Below are 18,645 nucleotides of genomic sequence, written 5' to 3' on the forward strand. Positions count from 1 at the left end.
TATTACTTAGAACAGGATGATATACAAATGAACATGACAAAGCATTCTATATTGAATAAAGATGCTGCCAACTTACAAGAAATACCTGACGGGTCTGTTTCATTAGTTATAACATCCCCTCCCTATCCGATGATCGAAATGTGGGATGAAATTTTCATGAAGCAAAAACCGGAAATCGAAGAGCATTTAATGACTGAACCATATAAAGCATTCAATCTCATGCATGATGTGTTAAACGATATTTGGGAAGAAGTAGACAAAAAAGTAGCGAACCATGGCTTTGTTTGTATTAATATCGGGGATGCAACGAGGACGATTGATGGACATTTCCAAATGTACTCGAACCACTCGAAGATCATAGAGAAGTTCGTTTCAATGGGGTATTCGGTGTTGCCGGATATCATTTGGAGAAAAACAACAAATGCTCCAAATAAATTCATGGGTTCGGGTATGCTGCCTTCCGGTGCATATGTTACGTATGAGCATGAATACATACTGATCTTCCGTAAGGGCGGAAAACGAGTATTTAAAAATAACGAAAAAGCAATTCGACAGGAAAGTGCATTTTTCTGGGAGGAGCGAAACCAATGGTTCTCCGATCTATGGGAGTTTCAGGGGAAATCCCAGAAGTTTAAAAACATCTCAAGTGGGCGCGAAAGAAGTGCCGCCTATCCATTCGAACTTGCTTATCGCCTCATCAATATGTATTCGATGAAAGGCGACACGATTCTTGACCCATTTGTTGGAACTGGTACGTCGATGTTTGCTGCAATGTGTGCGGAGCGCAATAGCTACGGTGTGGAAATTGATCCGCTACTTGCTGAAACGGTAACAAGCAATGCATTGCTGCTCAAGAAAGAGCTGAATGACATTGTCGTTAAACGGTTCCAGCGTCATACGGAATTTATCGAACAGCAACTCTTGCTTGGTAAGGATAAATGGTATGAGAATGATCATTTGGATACAAAAGTAAAAACACGGCAGGAAGTAAATATAAAATTATCACTGATTGATGAGATTACCCGTGAAGATGACTTTGTAACGGTCAGTTATGAGGATCTAAATCCAAAGGGATAAACACCTCAATATTCCTACTGCTTTTATTCACTTTATAACTAACAATTGGAACGTCGATCTGCTCTTTTAACTTTGTCAAGTTCTCGTATGTGTCAGGTTTGACGGAAATCGGCGTTCCTCCAATATATCCATCAATTCCTTTGCTTTCATCTGCAGCAGTTGAAACAGCAAATGGCACATCGAAATGTTCACTCACTTTTTGTATGATTGCTTTTTGTACATATAAGCCGTTGTACGTTTTATCGATTAATAAATCATCCAACCACTTATCAACAAGCGATTCGTCTATCAACTGAATGGCCTCTTTTAACCGTTCGATTTGAGGAAGAATCCTTGCCTTGGCACGTTCTTTCGCCCCCGGTTCACGGTCTGTATACCACTTTTCCCAGTCTTCAATAGAAGGAGCAGGTACTTCATCCAAAAACTCCTGGAAATACGTTGCCATCGGTCCTACGACATTTGGGCGGGTCCCTTGTGCATTGCTATTCGCCAAATTCATGAGTTGTGTCGTGTATTTTGGAAACTCACGCGGAACTGTATCATTTGCGTCATAAATATAATCCGTATTTATCTTCCCGATTGATTTCACTTAAACCCTCTCCTTAATCACTGATTCTATTATCATTATCCTACACATGTCGTGTTCCGTTCAAGTTGACGATTGGTGAACCCCTTCAAAGTTCACCAATCTTGTGTCTCCAGTCATGCACCTGTTATGATATTGAAATAACAAAAGCGGGCACCGTGGAAGAAGTTGCATCCGCTATAGGAGAAAAATATGAAGAGACAGACACTCACATTGGTCTTGTTGTTGACCAATTTATTTATTGCATTTTTAGGCATCGGTTTAGTAATCCCCGTTTTGCCTACGTTGATGAACGAAATGCATCTATCGGGCTCTGTTGTCGGGAATATGGTTGCGGCCTTTGCAGTTGCCCAACTTATTGTTTCCCCGATTGCAGGCAAGCTCATCGATACCGTTGGAAGGAAAATCATACTTGTCATCGGATTGTTCATCTTTAGTGTGTCCGAATTATTATTTGCAATTGGGCAGGATGTATGGGTATTATTCGCATCCCGTATTCTTGGAGGGGTCAGTGCCGCGTTTATCATGCCGGCAGTGACGGCGTTTATCGCGGATATTACAACGTCCGAAACACGGGCAAAAGCACTTGGTTATATGTCAGCAGCCATTTCTACAGGGTTCATCATCGGCCCGGGGATCGGTGGGTTTTTGGCGAGTTACGGGACAAGAGTGCCGTTTTTCTTTGCGGCAGCACTGGCACTATTTGCAGCGATTTTTTCACTGATCATGCTTCGGGAGCCAGAGCGTAATTATGAGGAAACGACTACAACGGGTCAGAAACCGGGATTCAAACGGATTTTCGCGCCGATTTATTTTATCGTGTTCATGATTATATTGGTCCTGTCGTTTGGATTGATGTCGTTTGAGGCGGTTTTCAGCCTGTTTGTCGACCATAAATTTGGGTTTACACCGAAGGATATCGCCATCATCATTACGGGTAGCGGGATTGTCGGTGCAATCACACAGCTGTTATTATTCGATCGGCTAACAAAGGTAATGGGTGAGAAAAAGCTCATTCTGCTGAGTATGGTATTTTCAGCCGTCATGGTAGGCGCGATGACGATTGTAAACTCGTATTTCAGCATACTTGTTGTAACGATGATCGTATTTGCTGGTTTTGATTTGATCCGTCCTGCGGCGACGTCCTATTTGTCGAAAGTAGCGGGCAATGAACAAGGATTTGTCGGGGGCATGAATTCGATGTTCACAAGCATCGGTACTGTATTAGGACCGATTATCGGTGGTAAGCTATTCGACATCGATGTCGATTATCCTTTTATATTCGCAACAATCGTTTTGGTTGGCGGATCTATACTGACATTTTTCTGGACGAAAAAGAAGACCGAAATAAATCTTTCAGTAAAATCATAAGTAAAGACAGCGTCCACGGATATTCCCGTAGACGCTGTTTCACTTCATTCAACAATTTTAAATTCGACATCCCCTACGCCGAAATTGAGGAAAATATCTATGACAACATCTGACTTCGCGAAAGCTTCATTGACATAAACACCATCTTTTTGTTTGATAAAATCCTTTGTACCCAATGTGCCAAGCCCTTTCGAGACGTTTAGTCGGACTCCCGTATCCTTTGGAAGGATGAAGGTCACATCCCCAACACCCAAATCCACATCCGTGCGGAACCCTTTTTTCCATTTCCCGCTTAGGTCAATGGTAGAATCACTAACGCCGCTATTGATTACAAGGTTATTCAGTTGGAGGCCTCTCAAATCCAATGTTGAATCCGAAACACCCATATCGACCTCCAAGTCGATTGGAATATCATTAGTAAGTTGCAGATCCCAATCATTCTTCCATTTACGCTTATTGAACCCGAACATTGTAACTGAACCTTGCTTAATGTCAACATGGCCGACATTTTTACGTACCTTATAATTCACTTTCGGTTCAAGCTTTTTATGGTTGTAAGAAAAATCCCCGCTAACCCATTCATGTGAGTCGCCGCTAATGAACAGATTACCTACACCGAAGTCAATCTCCACTTTTAAAGATTCCGCATTGTCCTTTGGAATCGAAATCTCATTCCCGGCAGCCTTGGCAGTCCATTTGTTGTACCCGTAAATCCCCAATATGACAAGTAAACCAGCCGTCAGAGCAATCCCTAATAATTTATTCATAAACCTGTTCTCCTCTCGTCCCTTTTCTATAATCTTATCTTATCTCACTTTATAGAATAATCTACCAGTCGAATGATTGATTTTACGGTACGTCTTTGGACTGAGTCGTTTTTAGGCAGTTAAACATGTTTTGCCTGTCCAATTAATACATTGGATAAAAGACATCGTGAAAGGATGAGGAATTGAAGCGAGCGTTACTATATGGAGCTGTCGTCTTTGTTGGTTTGGTCCTTGGCATTATTACAACAATCATTATGGAAATGTAAATGGATTTTTTATCAATAAGTATGCACTTATCTCTCCTCTCAGTTGACTACCTGCATACAATATGACGAGGGAGGATATGCGTTGTGGCGGAAAGTTGTTGGGCTTTGACGAATCCTTTTTCCATACAACGGGAAAGGAGGTTTGGGCATGTCGCTCTTTTTTGAAGATGAAATTCGAAAAGTGATGGGTAAGGCTGGTACGTCGGGAATGAATGAAATCATCTCGCAGGATCCCCGTAGAAATGGCCGACTTGCAAGTCATCATACTCACAAATCAGAAGTGAAAGAAAGGGAAATCAGGGAAAGCAGGGAACAAAGTCCACGTCGCAGACCGCGGTGGATTTGATCGATAAAGTGAATGAATCCATCCTTGAACGAGAACTTCGTTTGGGTGGATTTTTTATTTCCCCGTTTTTTCTTTGATACTATAATTACAGGGTATACTTATTATAAAGTTGCTCAAGAAGGAAGTGGGAACTATGAAAAAAGTCGATGGAATCGGATGGGATTTCGACAACAGCTATTCCCGATTGCCTGATGCATTTTACGCGGAAACCTTGCCGGAACAATCATCATCACCTGAATTGGTTATTCTGAATTACCCTTTGGCCGCTGAACTTGGATTGGATGAAGAGGCGCTCGAGGGTGAAGATGGAGTTGCTGTTTTTGCAGGAAACAAGATACCTGAAGGCGCAAAACCGATTGCTCAAGCATACGCAGGACACCAATTCGGGCACTTTACGATGCTTGGCGACGGACGGGCCGTTTTGCTTGGAGAGCAAATGACTCCATCCGGCAAAAGGGTGGATATCCAGCTGAAGGGTTCAGGCAGGACTCCGTTTTCCCGAGGCGGTGACGGTCGAGCGGCCCTTGGCCCGATGCTGCGTGAATTCATCATTAGTGAGGCGATGCACGCTCTGCGAATCCCGACTACCCGTAGCCTCGCAGTCGTTGTAACGGGAAATCCCGTGCACAGGGAAGAGACACTTGAAGGGGCCGTTCTGACACGGATTGCTGACAGTCATCTACGTGTCGGAACGTTCCAATATGCAGCAGCTCGCCAAGTTGTGGAAGATTTAAAAGCCTTGGCGGATTATGCAATCGAGCGACACTATCCTGAAGTATCGGGCGACGCAAACCGTTATGAGTCATTGCTTTTAAAGGTGATCGATCGCCAAGCGTCGTTAATCGCCAAATGGCAGCTTGTCGGATTTATCCACGGCGTCATGAACACGGATAATATGACAATAAGCGGCGAAACAATCGACTACGGACCTTGCGCGTTCATGGATACCTATGATCCAGCGACCGTCTTCAGTTCCATTGACAGGCAAGGACGCTACGCCTACGGCAATCAACCCGGCATCGCCGAATGGAATCTTGCCCGTTTCGCGGAAACACTCATTCCACTCTTGCATGATGACCGGGAAGAAGCGATAAAGATTGCGGAACAAGCATTATCGGGATTTGGTAGGCAGTATCATATGTATTGGCTGTCCGGGATGAGAAGCAAGTTAGGCCTTTTCAATGAGGAAGAACTGGATGTAAAGCTTGCAAAGGATCTTCTGCAATTGATGAAGAACAACCACGCGGATTACACGAATACATTCAGTGCTTTGACAACTGATCGGCTCGAGGAGTTGCCGATGTGTAAAGCTTCCGGATTTGACGAATGGCTCGAGCGCTATGAGGACAGGCTTTCACGTCAATCGCAGTCTGATGAAGAAGTTAAACAATTGATGCGGGACAGCAACCCGGCCGTAATCCCACGTAACCATCGGGTCGAGGAAGCGTTGGATGCAGCAATTGAAGGTGATTTCAGTGTGATGGAGCGATTATTGGAAGTGCTTGCCAATCCTTACGCGTACACGGCTGAACAAGATGAATACACAATGCCGTCCAATTCGACAACTCCATATCGGACATTCTGCGGCACATGAAAAAAGAAGAAGAATCCGCGGCATTCGCCACGGATTCTTTTTATTCCATAAGTACTGTTCCCGTTGAGTAGGGAATTATGAATTGAGTTTTTTGGGAGATATCTATTGAATAAGTACGTTTATCTATTGAATACATAAATTTATCGATTGAATCGGCAACTATATCGATTGAATCCGCAAATATATCACCAAAACAGGACCTTTAACCTATCACAAGCACAAAACCCACCTTCATTTCTACAATGAACCATCAAAAAACTCATTCGTCAAATCACCATTCACTCCGATTGCAGCCGCACTGCCTGATCCTGCTGCAATAATGAGTTGGGAGGGCACGATGTTCGCTACGTCCCCGGCGGCATAGACATTCCAAGCAGTAGTCCTTCCATATTCATCCGTTTTAATACCGCCATACTCGTTCAACTCACAACCAAGCTCCTCCGCAAAGTTGTTAGGGTGGCTCCATAACGGAGTGACGAATCCGCCGAATCGGTCAATTAGCGTTCCATCCTCAAGACGAACGCTGCGGAGTTGCCCGTTTTCGCCTTCCAGTCCAGAAATGATGTCTTCATACACTTGAATGCCCTTTGCAAGCAATTGATCCCGTTCTTCTAACTCAAGCCGACCTTCGCCATTTGTAAAAACAGCCAAATCGCGGCTCCATATGTACACTTCTTTCGCGAGTTTGAACACATTTTTATCCGCGATGACGGCAAGCGGTCGATCGCGCAGCTCCCATCCATCGCAATAGGGGCAACTAAAAATGCTTGTCCCATAGAATTTCTCGATATTCGGGATGTTTGGCTGTTCGTCCTTTAATCCTGTTGCCAATATGATTTTATTGCTGTGAAAAACTTCAGTTTCCGTTTTTAATTCAAAATGTGTTTTATCAAGCCGCGTAATGGAAACAACTCTATCACTTTTTATCTTCACAGATGGGTAGTTGGCAAGTTCTGAATGGGCAAGACGTCTGAGTTCGGTCGGAGGGACGCCATCACGGGTGATGAATCCATGAGCCATTCGTGTTGGCTTATTCCTTGGTTGATTGCAATCGAAAAGAAGCACCTTTCGTCTCGCCCGTCCAAGTACAAGCGCCGCATTCAATCCAGCCGGCCCGCCGCCAATAATCGCACATTCATAATTCATCAGTGGTTCATCCCTTTTTAGTACAGTTTACCCTTCCTTGAAATTTGTAAGCTTAGGCTCAGTAAAATTAGTGTTCATGATACAGTGCGATTGCGCTTATATTGGAGCAGGGGGGATGGATATTGGAGAAAAAAATGGTGGAGCGCGGTATTGGGCTTGGAACTTGCTTGGCAGTTGTCATTTCCTGGAGTGTCCATAAATCGATACTATGGGCGATATTCCATGGGATTCTTAGTTGGCTCTATGTATTGTATTATGCGTTTGTTAGATGAAAAACAGCCTTATTTCAGGCTGTTTTTCTAATTATAAATCTCGAAGATTCAAGACTTCACCCGTAAAGGCATCGACTGCCTGTTCGGAATCGATTAATCCACAAAGAACGTATTTTTTAAGTTCCCTGTCATAAACATAGACCGGATCCAATGTGATATAAGGAACCATCTTTTCAAAAGCGGTTTCGTGGTCTACTTTTGGTTTCTGTGCCGGGGTGAATGAATTGAAAAGGTCAAACATCCCTTCATTGTCGATAAAATTAGTAACTGCTGTCGCGTCCTTGTCGATAATCAGTGCCATTTTCGGACTGAATATAAAATTGTCGGGATTGTCCGCATAACAGAAAGCTTCGATGTGAGTGTGTGTTGGGCGCAATTCCCTCAAAGTCCATTTTCCACTGTCGTCGGGGTACTCCATTCGCAATGCATCATGGACAAGTTTGACACACGCTTCAATCTTTTCATCAGTTAAAACGATATCTTCCACTGTATACGAACTGAAAGCTTCATCGGCACTCACTTCTTTTGCAGGATCGGTGAATTTCTGTTCAATCCTGCCTTCCAACGGTTCCTTCCAATCCATCAAATGATCCATTTTCAACGTCATTTGATCATCTAACAAGAATGGAATGGTGCGTTTTCCATCGACTGTAACGTAAACTTCATCAATTGCATAGACGCGGACAAATCTTTCTTCCGATTCAGAAGGGAATTTGACAAGAGTGAGATGTTCTTTGACAATTGGTTCGATTTCTTCAAGCGTCAAATTAAACTCCTGTTTTTCTATGAGCCCCCAATTCGGTGCTTCACCATAAGCGGAATAAAGAAGCAACTTTCCGTCAGCATCGAACTCGACGTTCAATTGGAAAGTAGGTATAAGTTTAACGCCATCTAATCTCGCAATGAATCGGAACCCGTTTTCACTTGCTTGTTCTGCGAAAAAATCATGGTTGTAGGCCAATCCGGTTGTTTTCTCCAACCAAGCAGCAGCTTCTTCAATCGTTTTCTCCTTGAATGGGTGGGCGGTCGAAAAGGACTTTCCCATTGTAAAAATCGCACTTGTAAAACGTTCACTTTGAATGTCGTAATCAATGCTCGCCGTTCCATCCGGATTCATATCCTCTTCATCCGGTCCGTCAAAATCGATGGGAAACCATTCCATATTCAAAATGAAACCTGAATTCTTCCGATCTTCATGAAACGTATGCCTTGCAAGACGATACCGTTCAAGGCCAAACTTTTTCTTCGCCTTATCGGCAATTGATTTTATTCTTTTATCCATCGAATCGCTCCTTTATAGAACGATGGTATCATATTTTTCCAGCTGTGCCTTGTTTCGAAACATCTCGTATCGAACTTAGCCATCTTTGGTTTTGGATGGCTACTATTTTGGGAATAGTACAAGTATCAACAAAAGGAGTGATCATCATGAAAAGCTATGCTGGCGACAAGGACGATAAACAAAACAACTCACGGGCGAAAGAGCCGGCTTCGATTGCGAATGAGGCTGCGAAAAAAGCGGAGATCGAGATGGAATCGATTAAGGAAGAAGCACGAAACGAAATGAAAAGACAGCAAAAACCTTAATGTATACCTAAGATGCTTTCCGTACAGGAAGCATCTTTTTAATGTCCGTAAGCCAACTATATCTAACTATTAAAAAAATGAATGACTTTATGTCATATATATATTATGATGTTGCTAATTACGTGTAAATAGGGGGTTGATGTTATGAAACTTCGTGTTTCCGCTGTGCAATATCATTTGCATTCGATTTCATCATTTGACGAGTTTGCGAAGCAATGTGAGCACTATATTCGCAATGCTCAAGAATATGATGCTGAGTTTGTTTTATTCCCGGAATTCTTCACGACGCAGTTGCTTTCCATTGGTGATGAAAACGGCAACGCTTTGCCGATTGAGGCGCTTCCAAGCTTTACAGGCCAGTATTTGGAGCTGTTTACGAGACTCGCAAAAGAAACGAAAATGCATATTATCGGCGGCACTCATGTATTGGAGCGTGAGGGGCGCCTTTATAATGTCGCGCATCTTTTCTTCCCGGACGGCACGGTGGAAGAACAGGCGAAGTTGCATATCACTCCTTTCGAAATAGAAGGCTGGAATATGGCTGCGGGGGACGAGCTGAAAGTATTTGATACCGAAAAGGGACGGATCGCCATTCTGACGTGCTATGACATCGAGTTCCCGGAAATCGTACGGATGGTGAAAGCGGCAGGGGCGGACGTCATTTTCTGTCCTTCTTGCACAGATGACCGTCATGGGTTCCATCGTGTCAGATATACGAGCCATGCCCGCGCCATCGAAAACCAAGTATACGTCGTGCTTACTGGAACGGTTGGTTCGTTGCAAACGGTCGATTTCATGCGTGCGAACTTCGGGCAAGCTGCTATCATCACACCGAATGACATTCCGTTCCCGCCAAAAGGATTGGCTGCGGAAGGCGAGTTGAATGACGATATGCTTATCACGGCTGATTTGGATTTGAGCTTGTTATATCAAGTACGAGAGAAAGGCTCCGTGACGACTTGGCGAGATCGCAGGACGGATCTGTATACGGATTGGGGAGAAAAACCGGTAGGGAGCGAGAGCAGTGGCATATCGCAGTGAGATGATGGTCCCTTATGAAGGGGCATTCATTCCTGTCGTTGTCCGCAATTACACACGCACAGATTTCGACGCTATGATTAAACTGCAGGCGGAATGCTTTCCACCACCATTTCCGGAGGAGCTCTGGTGGAATGAAGAGCAGCTTGAAAATCATGTTCGTCTTTTTCCTGAAGGCGCAATCTGTGTAGAATACCAAGGTAAAATCATAGGGTCGATGACGGGGTTGCGTGTGAATTTCAATCCCGACGAACCGAAACATAGATGGGAAGACGTGACGGATAATGGCTATATCCGTACGCATGAACCGGCTGGCGATACACTTTACATCGTCGATATTTGCATCAGTCCGAAGTTCAGGAAAGCAGGGCTTGGCAAATTGATGATGCAGGCAATCTATCAATTAGGTGTAAAGCTTGATGTGAAGCGGGTACTTGGAGGCGGGCGGATGCCCGGCTACGGGAAGTTCTCTAAGGAAATGTCTGCTGAGCAGTACGTAGAGAAGGTTGTCCAAGGTACTTTGAAGGATCCCGTCATTACATTCTTGCTTCGCTGTGGCCGCATGCCCGTCACGTTGATCGAGAATTATTTGGATGATGAAGAGTCGCATAACTATGCGTTATTAATGGAGTGGAAAAATCCGTTCCGTATGGATTGATAGGGGGAAAAAGAGATGGAATTTATTCGTGTGAACAATATCGAGGATCCGCTATTTGCGAAAATGCACAACTTGTTAGGTGAGATTTTCCCACCCGAAGAGGTGTTGGAATTCGATTTGTGGAAGGAGCCGCTTGAAGATCCAAGTATCCGTGTTTTTGTTGCGGTGCATGAAGGGGAAGTTGTTGGGGCGACAGAATACCGCTATTATCCGGACTGGAATATTGCGATGACGGATTTCACGATTATCGGGCAGTCGGGACTTGGCATCGGCCGATTCCTGGCGAAAAAGCGCGAAGAAGATTTGCATCGATTGGCACAGGAAAATGGCAAGACGCTGTTTGGCATGTTCGCTGAAATCTATGACCCATACGAGCGAGAAGACTTCGCTTTCGGTGGTGTTATGGCGATGAATCCGTATGTGAGACGGGAAGTGCTTTCTCATCTTGGCTACAAGCGCCTTGACTTCGCATACGTTCACCCATCTTGGAAAAATGACGGGGAAGCGGTGGAAGGCTTGGACTTCTGCTTCATGCCGACGGATGAGCAAGTAAATGAGATTCCATCTAACTTGATTGTCGATTTCTTATCTGATTATTATTCAGTGCTGTCGAATAAACCTCAGCAATGGCTTGATATGGTGGACGGGTTGAAGCAGAAGGAAACAGTTGCGTTGCGTCCATTGTAATGTGAAACAGGTGAGGAGATTTAATCCCCTCACCTGTTTTTTATATAATATCGTGTAGCATGCGCTCGTTTACTCCCGGAAAGCGCTCGTTTAATTCTGAATCCGCTCGTTTATTCCGGAAAGCGCTCGTTTAATTCTGAATCCGCTCGTTTATTCCGGAAAGCGCTCGTTTAATTCTGAATCCGCTCGTTTATTCCGGAAAGCGCTCGTTTAATTCTGAATCCGCTCGTTTATTCCGGAAAGCGCTCGTTTAATTCTGAATCCGCTCGTTTATTCCGGAAAGCGCTCGTTTAATTCTGAATCCGCTCGTTTATTCCGGAAAGCGCTCGTTTAATTCTGAATCCGCTCGTTTATTCCGGAAAGCGCTCGTTTAATTCTGAATCCGCTCGTTTATCCCGAAAAGCGCTCGTTTAATTCTGAATCCGCTCATTTATCCCGAAAAGCGCTCGTTTAAATCTAATTCCACTCGTTTATTCAGAAAAGCGCTCGTTTACTCCATACTCTTCCGCATGATAAAACTCAAATGCCTTCCCGCTTTCTTATCTTGGCGGTATGAAAAGCCATCTTCGCTTAAATAGGTGCAAGTCCGATCGATTGTTATCCGGTCCGCTAAAACGCCTGCCAACTCCAATTGTTTCTTCACAGTCTTCTGATTGTCGATATGATACTTACCCGTTTCGCTATTGAAATACATGAATTCATCCGCGTACCCAAGCGCTTTGAACTTCAAGTACACATCTGCATCCACTTCAAATTTCTCCTCGCTCAATGCCATGCCGATTTGCACGTGGAAATCCTCTAAATCGCATTTCTCTACAGTTTTCAAATGCTCGAACACCTTCGTAGTAATTTCTTTGACTGTACCTTGCCAGCCCGAATGGATGACGCCGATGAGGCCATTCACTTCATTCCAAAAAATCACGGGAACGCAATCCGCCGTAAAACTGCTAAGCACAATATTCGGCTCAAGCGTGTAAAGTGCATCGGTATCAGGTATTGCGGTTGCTCCAATTTCCGCTCCACGCCCTTTATCGGCACTCGTCACTTTATGGAAATTCGCACTATGCGTTTGACTTGCACAGACAAAATCTCGAGGTCCGCAGCCCAATGAAACAGATAGCTGCTTACGATTTTTTAGGACAGATTCAGGATCAATGCAAGCGTGAAACGCCATATTATTGAATTCTGGAGCCGATTCGTCCCTTAAAGTAGTTCCTGCAATGAACTTTTCATTGTCCATATAAAGAATTGTTTTCATATCATCACCTGTTCATACTATACTCGATAATTTACTGGACAACCATGACAGTTGTTCACGTTACCATAAAAAACACAAAATAAATTGATGATTAAAAAAATGGATGGGATGAATAATTTTATTTGCATTGGTTATTATAAGCTCGTAATCATTTCATTCCGAAATAGCTCAGTGGTAGAGCAATCGGCTGTTAACCGATCGGTCGTAGGTTCGAGTCCTACTTTCGGAGTTCCTAAAAGCCTCTTCTTTGAAGGGGCTTTTCTGCAATTGTAGAAGAATGGAGGACATAAAGTTGACTGCGACTAAAATGTTATCGGTTTTCGCTTTAGGCGGTATCAATGAAATCGGGAAAAATATGTACGTACTTGAATACGGTGATGATCTTTTAGTCATTGACTGCGGTTCGAAGTTTCCAGATGAAAGTTTGTTAGGCGTTGATTTGATCATACAGGATATTTCGTATTTACAGGAGAATAAAGACAGAATCCGCGCACTGCTTGTGACACATGGTCATGAAGATCACATCGGCGGAATTCCGTATTTATTGAAGCAAATAAACATGCCCATCTATGCTACGAGGTTGACGCTTGGTTTGATCGAGTTGAAATTGAAGGAGCATAGGCTTTTGAGGGAGACTGAACGTTTTTTAGTAGATAATGAATCCACTTTCGAATTCGGTGAAATCAACGTTTCCTTCTTCAAAACAAGTCATAGTATCCCCGATTGTTTAGGGATAGTCTTTCAAACTCCAGAAGGGACTGTCGTACATACGGGGGATTTTAAGTTCGACTTGACGCCGGTCGGCGGAGATTATGCGGATCTTCACAAGATGGCTGAGATAGGGCAGAATGGCGTCTTGCTGCTTCTATCCGAAAGCACGAACGCCGAGCGCCCGGGCTTTTCATTGTCGGAGCGGGTTGTTGGGGAGCATATTGAAGAAGCGTTCCGGAAGGCCGACCAGAAGATTTTCATTTCGACATTCGCTTCAAATGTCCACCGGCTTCAGCAAATCATCGATGCCGCCGTCAAGACAAACAGGAAAATCGGACTGTTAGGGAGGAGCATGGTGAATGTCTTCTCCGTTGCCGAGGAATTGGGGTATTTGAAGCTGCCTGAAGGCATGCTCATTGAGGCCAATCAAATAAACGGAATGGATCCTGAACAAGTCGTCGTTATCTGCACAGGTAGCCAAGGCGAGCCGCTGGCGGCACTTTCACGTTTATCGACGGGTACGTACAGGCAAGTCTCCATTCTGCCTGGCGACACGGTCATTCTTGCATCGAGCCCGATTCCCGGGAATGAAAAAAGCGTATCGCGCATCGTCGACAATTTATACCTCCTTGGCGCGAAAGTGATCTATGGATCTGGCAGTGCTTCGGGTATGCACGTGTCAGGACACGGTTTCCAGGAAGAATTGAAATTGATGCTCACACTGATGAAACCAAAATATTTCATCCCCATCCATGGTGAATACCGGATGTTGCAGCAACATCGCATATTGGCAGAATCCGTCGGTGTAGAAGGCGAAAATATTTTCATCATCAACAATGGTGATGTGGTTGATATTGAACGGTCTGTAGCGAGGCAAACACGAACTGTCCAAGCCGGCCATGTATTTGTCGATGGCATGGGAATCGGAGAAGTCGGAAAGATTATATTGCGCGACCGAAAGCTTCTTGCCGAGGAAGGCATGCTCCTTATCATCATCACAATCAGCAAATCGGATGGCAAGCTGATCATGAAACCTGACACAGTTTCGCGCGGGTTCATATATGAGCGCGAGGCCGAAGATTTATTCAAGGAATTAAATGAGCTCGTCGTTACGATTGTCGATAATACGGAGACGGAGCATTTAAGCAGAGGTAGAAAGAATGATCTGAAGCATACAATTCGAAGGTCCATTGAAAAGCTGTTGTTTGCCCGCACGAAGAAACGGCCGATGATTTTGCCGTTCATTATAGAGATTTGATTAGAGGAAAGCCACGAGAAATCGTGGTTTTTTTTAGTTTCCACGCTCAAGAAACCGTCTCCCGCGCTCAAGAAAGATTAAGTCCGCTCAAGAATTCTTCTTAGCGCTCAAGAAAGCGATTTTCCGCTCAAGAATCCTTCTTGGCGCTCAAGAAATTGATTTTCTGCTCAAGAATTCTACTTGGCGCTCAAGAAAGCGATTTTCCGCTCAAGAATTCTTCTTTCCGCTCAAGAAAACGGTTTTTGCGCCTAAGAATGCAGTTTCTATGCTCAAAACTTTCTCAACAGCAACTAAACGATATGAAACCAATTGGTGAATTGATTGAAATTCCTGTAAAATGAATTAAAAAGGGGGCGTTCGTATGTTGAAGGGGAAAGTTGCATTAATAACAGGTGCAGCAAGCGGAATTGGTCTAAAAATCGCGCAGGAGTTTGCGAAAGAAGGGGCCAAAGTTGTCATTAGCGATTTGAATAAAGAAGCGGCTGATCAAGCCGCTGCGCAACTGTTCTCCGAGGGGTACGAGGCATTGGCAGTTGCTTGTGACGTTACGAAGGAAGAAGATATCGAAAATAGTTTTGATGTGACGATTAAAGCATTTGGGCATCTTGATATATTAGTAAATAACGCGGGGTTACAGTATGTTTCCCCGCTTGAAGAATTCCCGACGGAAAAATTTGAGCTTCTTGTAAAAGTGATGCTCACTGCGCCTTTCATAGCGACGAAAAAGGCTCTTCCACTCATGAAAGAACAGCAATTCGGGCGGATCATTAATATGGCGTCTATCAACGGACTTATTGGATTTTCCGGCAAAGCCGCATACAACAGTGCAAAGCATGGTGTCATCGGGTTGACGAAAGTTTCTGCGCTTGAGGCGGCACCATTTGGCATTACCGTCAATGCGTTATGCCCGGGTTACGTGGACACGCCACTTGTCCAAAAGCAACTTGCCGATTTGTCTAAAACAAGAAATGTACCACTTGAGAAGGTTTTTGAAGAGGTCATCTATCCACTTGTCCCTCAGAAACGGTTGTTATCCGTCCAAGAAATTGCGGACTATGCTGTATTTTTAGCAAGTGACAAAGCGAAGGGTGTAACAGGCCAAGCGGTTGTCTTGGATGGTGGCTATACAGCACAGTAATCGAAATCGGATAAATTGCAGCGATATGGGAAAACTGATTTGTAGATGGACGAAAGGAGACTTATCTATGAATCAAAAGAAAGAACCTCATGAAACGCTGACCGTAAAAAATAATGGTTTAACCTCGACGCAAGAAGTGTTGTATGCCAAGGAATTTAAGAGTGCAGACAAAGCTGCGAAAGAAATAGGGAACCAAATAGCGAATAAAAAACAAGAAAAAGACCAATAATAAAAAGACCACGACAGATTGCATCCCCCTGCAATCGGTTGTGGCTTTTTTTATGCCTTGCTGTGCATAGAGGCCGTGTTCAATTAATAAAGTTCTGATCGCAATCATAAGATTAGATGTATTTAAGCTCGTCAAAAGAGAGGGATTTTCCCGAGTCGGTGATAACTAACTGAGAGTCGGTGATAAACTTCCGAGAGTCGGTGATAACGGACCGCAAGTCGGTGATAAAGTCGCTCGAGTCGGTGATAAAGCACTTTCCACGTTCCGAAAACCGCCATTATTTATTTGATAAACTTTCATTTTCATCTATAATATTATTTTATTTTCCTATATAATTAGAGTTAGCTTCATGAAATAGATAAAAGTAAAGGAAATGAGCATGATTAAAATAAATTGGAAGAAATTATTGGTTCTTTTTGCAGCCGTCTTCCTGGTGATTCAAGTTGCTGGCAGTTTCTTTTTCTATGAATTGGCGATTAAGCGTGGCCCTAAAGAGTACTTACAAGGGAATGCCGATTTGGAAGTGTCAGAGAAGTCAATGGATCTTTATCTGAATGGTGATTGGTTAAAGTGGGTGAGAGCGCAGAAGTTTGAAACTCTCCATCTGACTTCACGTGATGGATTGCAGCTAACTGGCTATTATCTACCCGCATCCAAACCTTCGAATAAGCTTGTCATTTTGACGCATGGCTATTTGGGCCACGCTAAACAGATGGGGCTGTTCGGTCAGTTTTATCATAATGAGTTGGACTATAATATCTTCATGCCGGACGCGAGAGGGCATGGAAAAAGTGAAGGAAATTATTACGGATTCGGCTGGCACGATCGCCTTGATTTGATCGATTGGACGAATCTGTTAGTGCAAAAGTTAGGTCCGAAAACGGAAATTGCATACCACGGGTTATCGATGGGTGCCGCAACCGTATTAATGGCAAGCGGTGAGAAGGAACTCCCTCTCCAGGTGAAAGCCATCGTTGCGGATAGTCCATATCAATCTGTTTATCAACTTTTCACGTATCAAATGAATCGGATGTTCCATTTGCCTGCTTTCCCGTTGTTGGATGGAACAAGCGCTTTGACGAAGATAAGGGCTGGTTATTCGTTCAGAGAGGCAAGCGCGTTGAAAGAAGTGAAAAAGGCGTCCGTCCCGATTTTTTATATCCACGGTATGAGCGACACGTTTGTGCCGACGGAGATGGCAGAGGAATTATACGAAGAGACCTCAAGCGATGCCGAGATCTTCCTTGTACCAAATGCAAATCATGGTGAAGCATATGCGCTTTCCGGAGAGACGTATAAATTGAAGGTCCATAATTTCCTTGACCGGTATTTGAAATGAAATGCAGGTTCCCGTTTGACTGGGAACCTGCTTTTTAACATTATTGATTAATATCCCCATGAATCTGCCTCTTCACCTTTTCAGGATCTGTGTCGCTATACTGGGAAGTCCCTTTCCCTTCAGTATGGGCTATGATTGCCATTATCTCGTTATAACTAAGTCCGGAGTTCGCATTTTGACGCATTACTTCTTCGATATCCGTCCCAGCTTCTGTGAACTTTTTCGGTTCATTCATAATTTACACCTCCCAATGTTGAATTAGCATTCCACCGTATAAAGTTTTCATGCTATTATTGTTATAACTATCAAAATGTTTCTTCTAATCCAGTGGAGGGAAAAGTAGAATTGGAGGTGGGAAGAATGGAAAAGACTATCTATTTTGTACGACACTGTTCGGCTGATGGACAGGCACCCCATGCGGATTTAACTGCAGAGGGGATTATGCAGGCTGAAAAGTTGGCGGTTTTTTTCAAGGAAATCGAAGTGGATCGAATTATAACAAGTCCTTTCGTTCGGGCAAGGATGACCGCCAAGCCGATTGCTGATTTGAAGGGAATTCATTATGAAGAAGATAGTAGGCTTGCGGAGCGAACGTTGAGTTCACAACATCTTGAAGATTGGCTCGTGAAATTAGAACAAACTTTCTTGGATGTTCATCTAAAGTTTGAAGGTGGCGAGTCGACGGAAGAGGCGATGGAACGCGCGCGAAAAGTAGTTGATGAGCTGCCGGATGATTCGAAGGTAGTTTTAGTGACGCACGGAAATCTCATGACATTGCTGTTGAAAAGTTTTGATGACAGGATTGGGTTTGAGGAATGGCGGGCTCTCACGAATCCGGATGTATATCGTGTTCAGATTGGGGGTTCTGAAACACATGTGGAACGTGTTTGGAAAGATGATGTTTTGATTTAGGGGGAGTGGGAATGAGCACGACAAGAAGGATGTACGGGTTATCCATCATTTTTTCGGTGTTGGCATTTTGGGTTTACTTCAAAGCATTTCAATGGATTGTTAGTCAGTTTTTTTCTTCGACGACACTAACGGATATTGTTACTGGAATTATTATTCTCATTATTATTGTTCCGGGATCATTAATGACTGGTCGGAAAATAGCGGCGAAATTTGTGGCAAAGACGAACCCGGAATAGTATACTAATTTTAATAAAGAGGAAAGGGCTGACGGGTGGACAATGGATAATTAATCTTGAATTTCCGCGAAATGAATGTTTGATTCAAACGGAAAACAGGATTAGTCTGTCCATTTTTACGTCAATTCCTCAAATGAACGGTATTGTTTATCCCCTAACATAGGGGGCT

The 18,645-nt window shown here is 43.8% G+C and carries 22 protein-coding genes and 1 tRNA gene; 17 read left to right on the plus strand and 6 right to left on the minus strand.

The features are described 5' to 3' along the window. Positions 1-27: 27 nt before the first annotated feature. The gene (locus tag NSQ43_RS03235) at positions 28-1,077 is read left to right on the plus strand and encodes a site-specific DNA-methyltransferase (RefSeq protein ID WP_339252966.1); all 1,050 of its coding nucleotides are present in this window, start codon (positions 28-30) and stop codon (positions 1,075-1,077) included. On the opposite strand, the gene NSQ43_RS03240 is transcribed toward NSQ43_RS03235, so the two are convergent. Next, positions 1,046-1,666, minus strand: coding sequence for an MjaI family restriction endonuclease (locus NSQ43_RS03240; RefSeq protein WP_339252968.1), 621 nt, complete (start codon positions 1,664-1,666; stop codon positions 1,046-1,048). The two genes, NSQ43_RS03235 and NSQ43_RS03240, sit on opposite strands and share 32 nt — an antisense overlap. A 189-nt stretch (positions 1,667-1,855) precedes the next feature. Between NSQ43_RS03240 and NSQ43_RS03245 the strand changes: the two genes are divergently transcribed. After that, complete coding sequence (locus NSQ43_RS03245; protein WP_339252970.1) at positions 1,856-3,034, plus strand: MFS transporter; 1,179 nt, start codon at positions 1,856-1,858, stop codon at positions 3,032-3,034. A 44-nt stretch (positions 3,035-3,078) separates the two neighbouring features. Here the strand turns inward: NSQ43_RS03245 and NSQ43_RS03250 are convergent, their stop codons facing one another. After that, positions 3,079-3,801, minus strand: coding sequence for a toast rack family protein (locus NSQ43_RS03250; protein ID WP_339252972.1), 723 nt, complete (start codon positions 3,799-3,801; stop codon positions 3,079-3,081). Positions 3,802-4,215: 414 nt separating this feature from the next. Between NSQ43_RS03250 and NSQ43_RS03255 the strand changes: the two genes are divergently transcribed. Beyond that, positions 4,216-4,413 (plus strand): hypothetical protein, encoded by a 198-nt coding sequence (locus NSQ43_RS03255; RefSeq protein ID WP_339252973.1) that lies wholly within the window; start codon positions 4,216-4,218, stop codon positions 4,411-4,413. A gap of 133 nt (positions 4,414-4,546) precedes the next feature. Then, entirely contained in the window at positions 4,547-6,007 is a 1,461-nt protein-coding gene (locus NSQ43_RS03260) for a YdiU family protein (protein ID WP_339252974.1), read from the plus strand. A gap of 237 nt (positions 6,008-6,244) precedes the next feature. On the opposite strand, the gene NSQ43_RS03265 is transcribed toward NSQ43_RS03260, so the two are convergent. Further along, positions 6,245-7,153, minus strand: coding sequence for an NAD(P)/FAD-dependent oxidoreductase (locus tag NSQ43_RS03265; RefSeq protein WP_339252976.1), 909 nt, complete (start codon positions 7,151-7,153; stop codon positions 6,245-6,247). A gap of 122 nt (positions 7,154-7,275) precedes the next feature. Here NSQ43_RS03265 and NSQ43_RS03270 point away from each other — a divergent pair, with 122 nt between their 5' ends. Then, entirely contained in the window at positions 7,276-7,425 is a 150-nt protein-coding gene (locus tag NSQ43_RS03270) for a hypothetical protein (RefSeq protein ID WP_339252978.1), read from the plus strand. Between the two features lie 31 nt (positions 7,426-7,456). Here NSQ43_RS03270 and NSQ43_RS03275 read toward each other — a convergent pair whose 3' ends face one another. Further along, positions 7,457-8,707 carry a hypothetical protein gene (locus tag NSQ43_RS03275; protein ID WP_339252980.1) on the minus strand — a complete coding sequence of 417 codons (1,251 nt, stop codon included), beginning with the start codon at positions 8,705-8,707 and terminating at the stop codon, positions 7,457-7,459. 146 nt (positions 8,708-8,853) lie between these two features. Between NSQ43_RS03275 and NSQ43_RS03280 the strand changes: the two genes are divergently transcribed. The 4 genes from NSQ43_RS03280 (at position 8,854) to NSQ43_RS03295 (ending at position 11,395) form a co-directional block, all read left to right on the plus strand. Beyond that, a complete protein-coding gene (locus tag NSQ43_RS03280) occupies positions 8,854-9,012 on the plus strand; it encodes a hypothetical protein (RefSeq protein WP_339252982.1) in 159 nt (52 codons plus the stop codon). A 144-nt stretch (positions 9,013-9,156) separates the two neighbouring features. Next, complete coding sequence (locus NSQ43_RS03285; RefSeq protein ID WP_339252984.1) at positions 9,157-10,053, plus strand: carbon-nitrogen hydrolase family protein; 897 nt, start codon at positions 9,157-9,159, stop codon at positions 10,051-10,053. Between the two features lies 1 nt (position 10,054). Then, entirely contained in the window at positions 10,055-10,708 is a 654-nt protein-coding gene (locus NSQ43_RS03290) for a GNAT family N-acetyltransferase (RefSeq protein ID WP_339254774.1), read from the plus strand. A gap of 15 nt (positions 10,709-10,723) precedes the next feature. Next, positions 10,724-11,395 carry a GNAT family N-acetyltransferase gene (locus tag NSQ43_RS03295; protein WP_339252986.1) on the plus strand — a complete coding sequence of 224 codons (672 nt, stop codon included), beginning with the start codon at positions 10,724-10,726 and terminating at the stop codon, positions 11,393-11,395. Between the two features lie 490 nt (positions 11,396-11,885). On the opposite strand, the gene pgeF is transcribed toward NSQ43_RS03295, so the two are convergent. Then, positions 11,886-12,653 (minus strand): peptidoglycan editing factor PgeF, encoded by a 768-nt coding sequence (pgeF, locus tag NSQ43_RS03300; protein ID WP_339252987.1) that lies wholly within the window; start codon positions 12,651-12,653, stop codon positions 11,886-11,888. Positions 12,654-12,810: 157 nt separating this feature from the next. Between pgeF and NSQ43_RS03305 the strand changes: the two genes are divergently transcribed. From NSQ43_RS03305 to NSQ43_RS03330, 6 genes are all read left to right on the plus strand, one after another. After that, positions 12,811-12,882 (plus strand) — tRNA-Asn (locus NSQ43_RS03305). A gap of 78 nt (positions 12,883-12,960) precedes the next feature. Further along, a complete protein-coding gene (locus NSQ43_RS03310) occupies positions 12,961-14,622 on the plus strand; it encodes a ribonuclease J (RefSeq protein ID WP_339254776.1) in 1,662 nt (553 codons plus the stop codon). A gap of 140 nt (positions 14,623-14,762) precedes the next feature. Beyond that, a complete protein-coding gene (locus NSQ43_RS03315) occupies positions 14,763-14,963 on the plus strand; it encodes a hypothetical protein (protein WP_339252988.1) in 201 nt (66 codons plus the stop codon). A 20-nt stretch (positions 14,964-14,983) separates the two neighbouring features. Beyond that, positions 14,984-15,760 carry a 3-hydroxybutyrate dehydrogenase gene (locus NSQ43_RS03320; protein WP_339252990.1) on the plus strand — a complete coding sequence of 259 codons (777 nt, stop codon included), beginning with the start codon at positions 14,984-14,986 and terminating at the stop codon, positions 15,758-15,760. A 67-nt stretch (positions 15,761-15,827) separates the two neighbouring features. Then, positions 15,828-15,989, plus strand: a complete 162-nt coding sequence (locus NSQ43_RS03325) for a YfhE family protein (RefSeq protein WP_339252992.1) — start codon at positions 15,828-15,830, stop codon at positions 15,987-15,989. 379 nt (positions 15,990-16,368) lie between these two features. Then, a complete protein-coding gene (locus NSQ43_RS03330) occupies positions 16,369-17,328 on the plus strand; it encodes an alpha/beta hydrolase (protein ID WP_339252994.1) in 960 nt (319 codons plus the stop codon). A gap of 40 nt (positions 17,329-17,368) precedes the next feature. Here the strand turns inward: NSQ43_RS03330 and NSQ43_RS03335 are convergent, their stop codons facing one another. Beyond that, complete coding sequence (locus NSQ43_RS03335; protein WP_339252996.1) at positions 17,369-17,563, minus strand: gamma-type small acid-soluble spore protein; 195 nt, start codon at positions 17,561-17,563, stop codon at positions 17,369-17,371. Between the two features lie 125 nt (positions 17,564-17,688). Here NSQ43_RS03335 and NSQ43_RS03340 point away from each other — a divergent pair, with 125 nt between their 5' ends. Beyond that, complete coding sequence (locus NSQ43_RS03340; RefSeq protein WP_339252998.1) at positions 17,689-18,240, plus strand: histidine phosphatase family protein; 552 nt, start codon at positions 17,689-17,691, stop codon at positions 18,238-18,240. Between the two features lie 11 nt (positions 18,241-18,251). After that, complete coding sequence (locus tag NSQ43_RS03345; RefSeq protein WP_339253000.1) at positions 18,252-18,476, plus strand: hypothetical protein; 225 nt, start codon at positions 18,252-18,254, stop codon at positions 18,474-18,476. The last annotated feature ends 169 nt before the right edge of the window (positions 18,477-18,645 follow it).

The sequence above is a fragment of the Sporosarcina sp. FSL W8-0480 genome, assembly GCF_037963765.1.
Taxonomy (GTDB): Bacteria; Bacillota; Bacilli; order Bacillales_A; family Planococcaceae; genus Sporosarcina.

What these genes read in the sequence shown, in the direction of transcription:
- NSQ43_RS03250 (WP_339252972.1), bottom strand. Translation starts at nt 3,801, where the DNA reads ATGAATAAATTATTAGGGATTGCTCTGACGGCTGGTTTACTTGTCATA.
- NSQ43_RS03280 (WP_339252982.1), top strand. Translation starts at nt 8,854, where the DNA reads ATGAAAAGCTATGCTGGCGACAAGGACGATAAACAAAACAACTCACGG.
- NSQ43_RS03235 (WP_339252966.1), top strand. Translation starts at nt 28, where the DNA reads ATGAACATGACAAAGCATTCTATATTGAATAAAGATGCTGCCAACTTA.
- NSQ43_RS03285 (WP_339252984.1), top strand. Translation starts at nt 9,157, where the DNA reads ATGAAACTTCGTGTTTCCGCTGTGCAATATCATTTGCATTCGATTTCA.
- NSQ43_RS03330 (WP_339252994.1), top strand. Translation starts at nt 16,369, where the DNA reads ATGATTAAAATAAATTGGAAGAAATTATTGGTTCTTTTTGCAGCCGTC.
- NSQ43_RS03335 (WP_339252996.1), bottom strand. Translation starts at nt 17,563, where the DNA reads ATGAATGAACCGAAAAAGTTCACAGAAGCTGGGACGGATATCGAAGAA.
- NSQ43_RS03260 (WP_339252974.1), top strand. Translation starts at nt 4,547, where the DNA reads ATGAAAAAAGTCGATGGAATCGGATGGGATTTCGACAACAGCTATTCC.
- NSQ43_RS03265 (WP_339252976.1), bottom strand. Translation starts at nt 7,153, where the DNA reads ATGAATTATGAATGTGCGATTATTGGCGGCGGGCCGGCTGGATTGAAT.
- NSQ43_RS03325 (WP_339252992.1), top strand. Translation starts at nt 15,828, where the DNA reads ATGAATCAAAAGAAAGAACCTCATGAAACGCTGACCGTAAAAAATAAT.
- NSQ43_RS03345 (WP_339253000.1), top strand. Translation starts at nt 18,252, where the DNA reads ATGAGCACGACAAGAAGGATGTACGGGTTATCCATCATTTTTTCGGTG.
- NSQ43_RS03255 (WP_339252973.1), top strand. Translation starts at nt 4,216, where the DNA reads ATGTCGCTCTTTTTTGAAGATGAAATTCGAAAAGTGATGGGTAAGGCT.
- NSQ43_RS03245 (WP_339252970.1), top strand. Translation starts at nt 1,856, where the DNA reads ATGAAGAGACAGACACTCACATTGGTCTTGTTGTTGACCAATTTATTT.
- NSQ43_RS03290 (WP_339254774.1), top strand. Translation starts at nt 10,055, where the DNA reads ATGATGGTCCCTTATGAAGGGGCATTCATTCCTGTCGTTGTCCGCAAT.
- NSQ43_RS03275 (WP_339252980.1), bottom strand. Translation starts at nt 8,707, where the DNA reads ATGGATAAAAGAATAAAATCAATTGCCGATAAGGCGAAGAAAAAGTTT.
- NSQ43_RS03295 (WP_339252986.1), top strand. Translation starts at nt 10,724, where the DNA reads ATGGAATTTATTCGTGTGAACAATATCGAGGATCCGCTATTTGCGAAA.
- pgeF (WP_339252987.1), bottom strand. Translation starts at nt 12,653, where the DNA reads ATGAAAACAATTCTTTATATGGACAATGAAAAGTTCATTGCAGGAACT.
- NSQ43_RS03320 (WP_339252990.1), top strand. Translation starts at nt 14,984, where the DNA reads ATGTTGAAGGGGAAAGTTGCATTAATAACAGGTGCAGCAAGCGGAATT.
- NSQ43_RS03340 (WP_339252998.1), top strand. Translation starts at nt 17,689, where the DNA reads ATGGAAAAGACTATCTATTTTGTACGACACTGTTCGGCTGATGGACAG.
- NSQ43_RS03310 (WP_339254776.1), top strand. Translation starts at nt 12,961, where the DNA reads ATGTTATCGGTTTTCGCTTTAGGCGGTATCAATGAAATCGGGAAAAAT.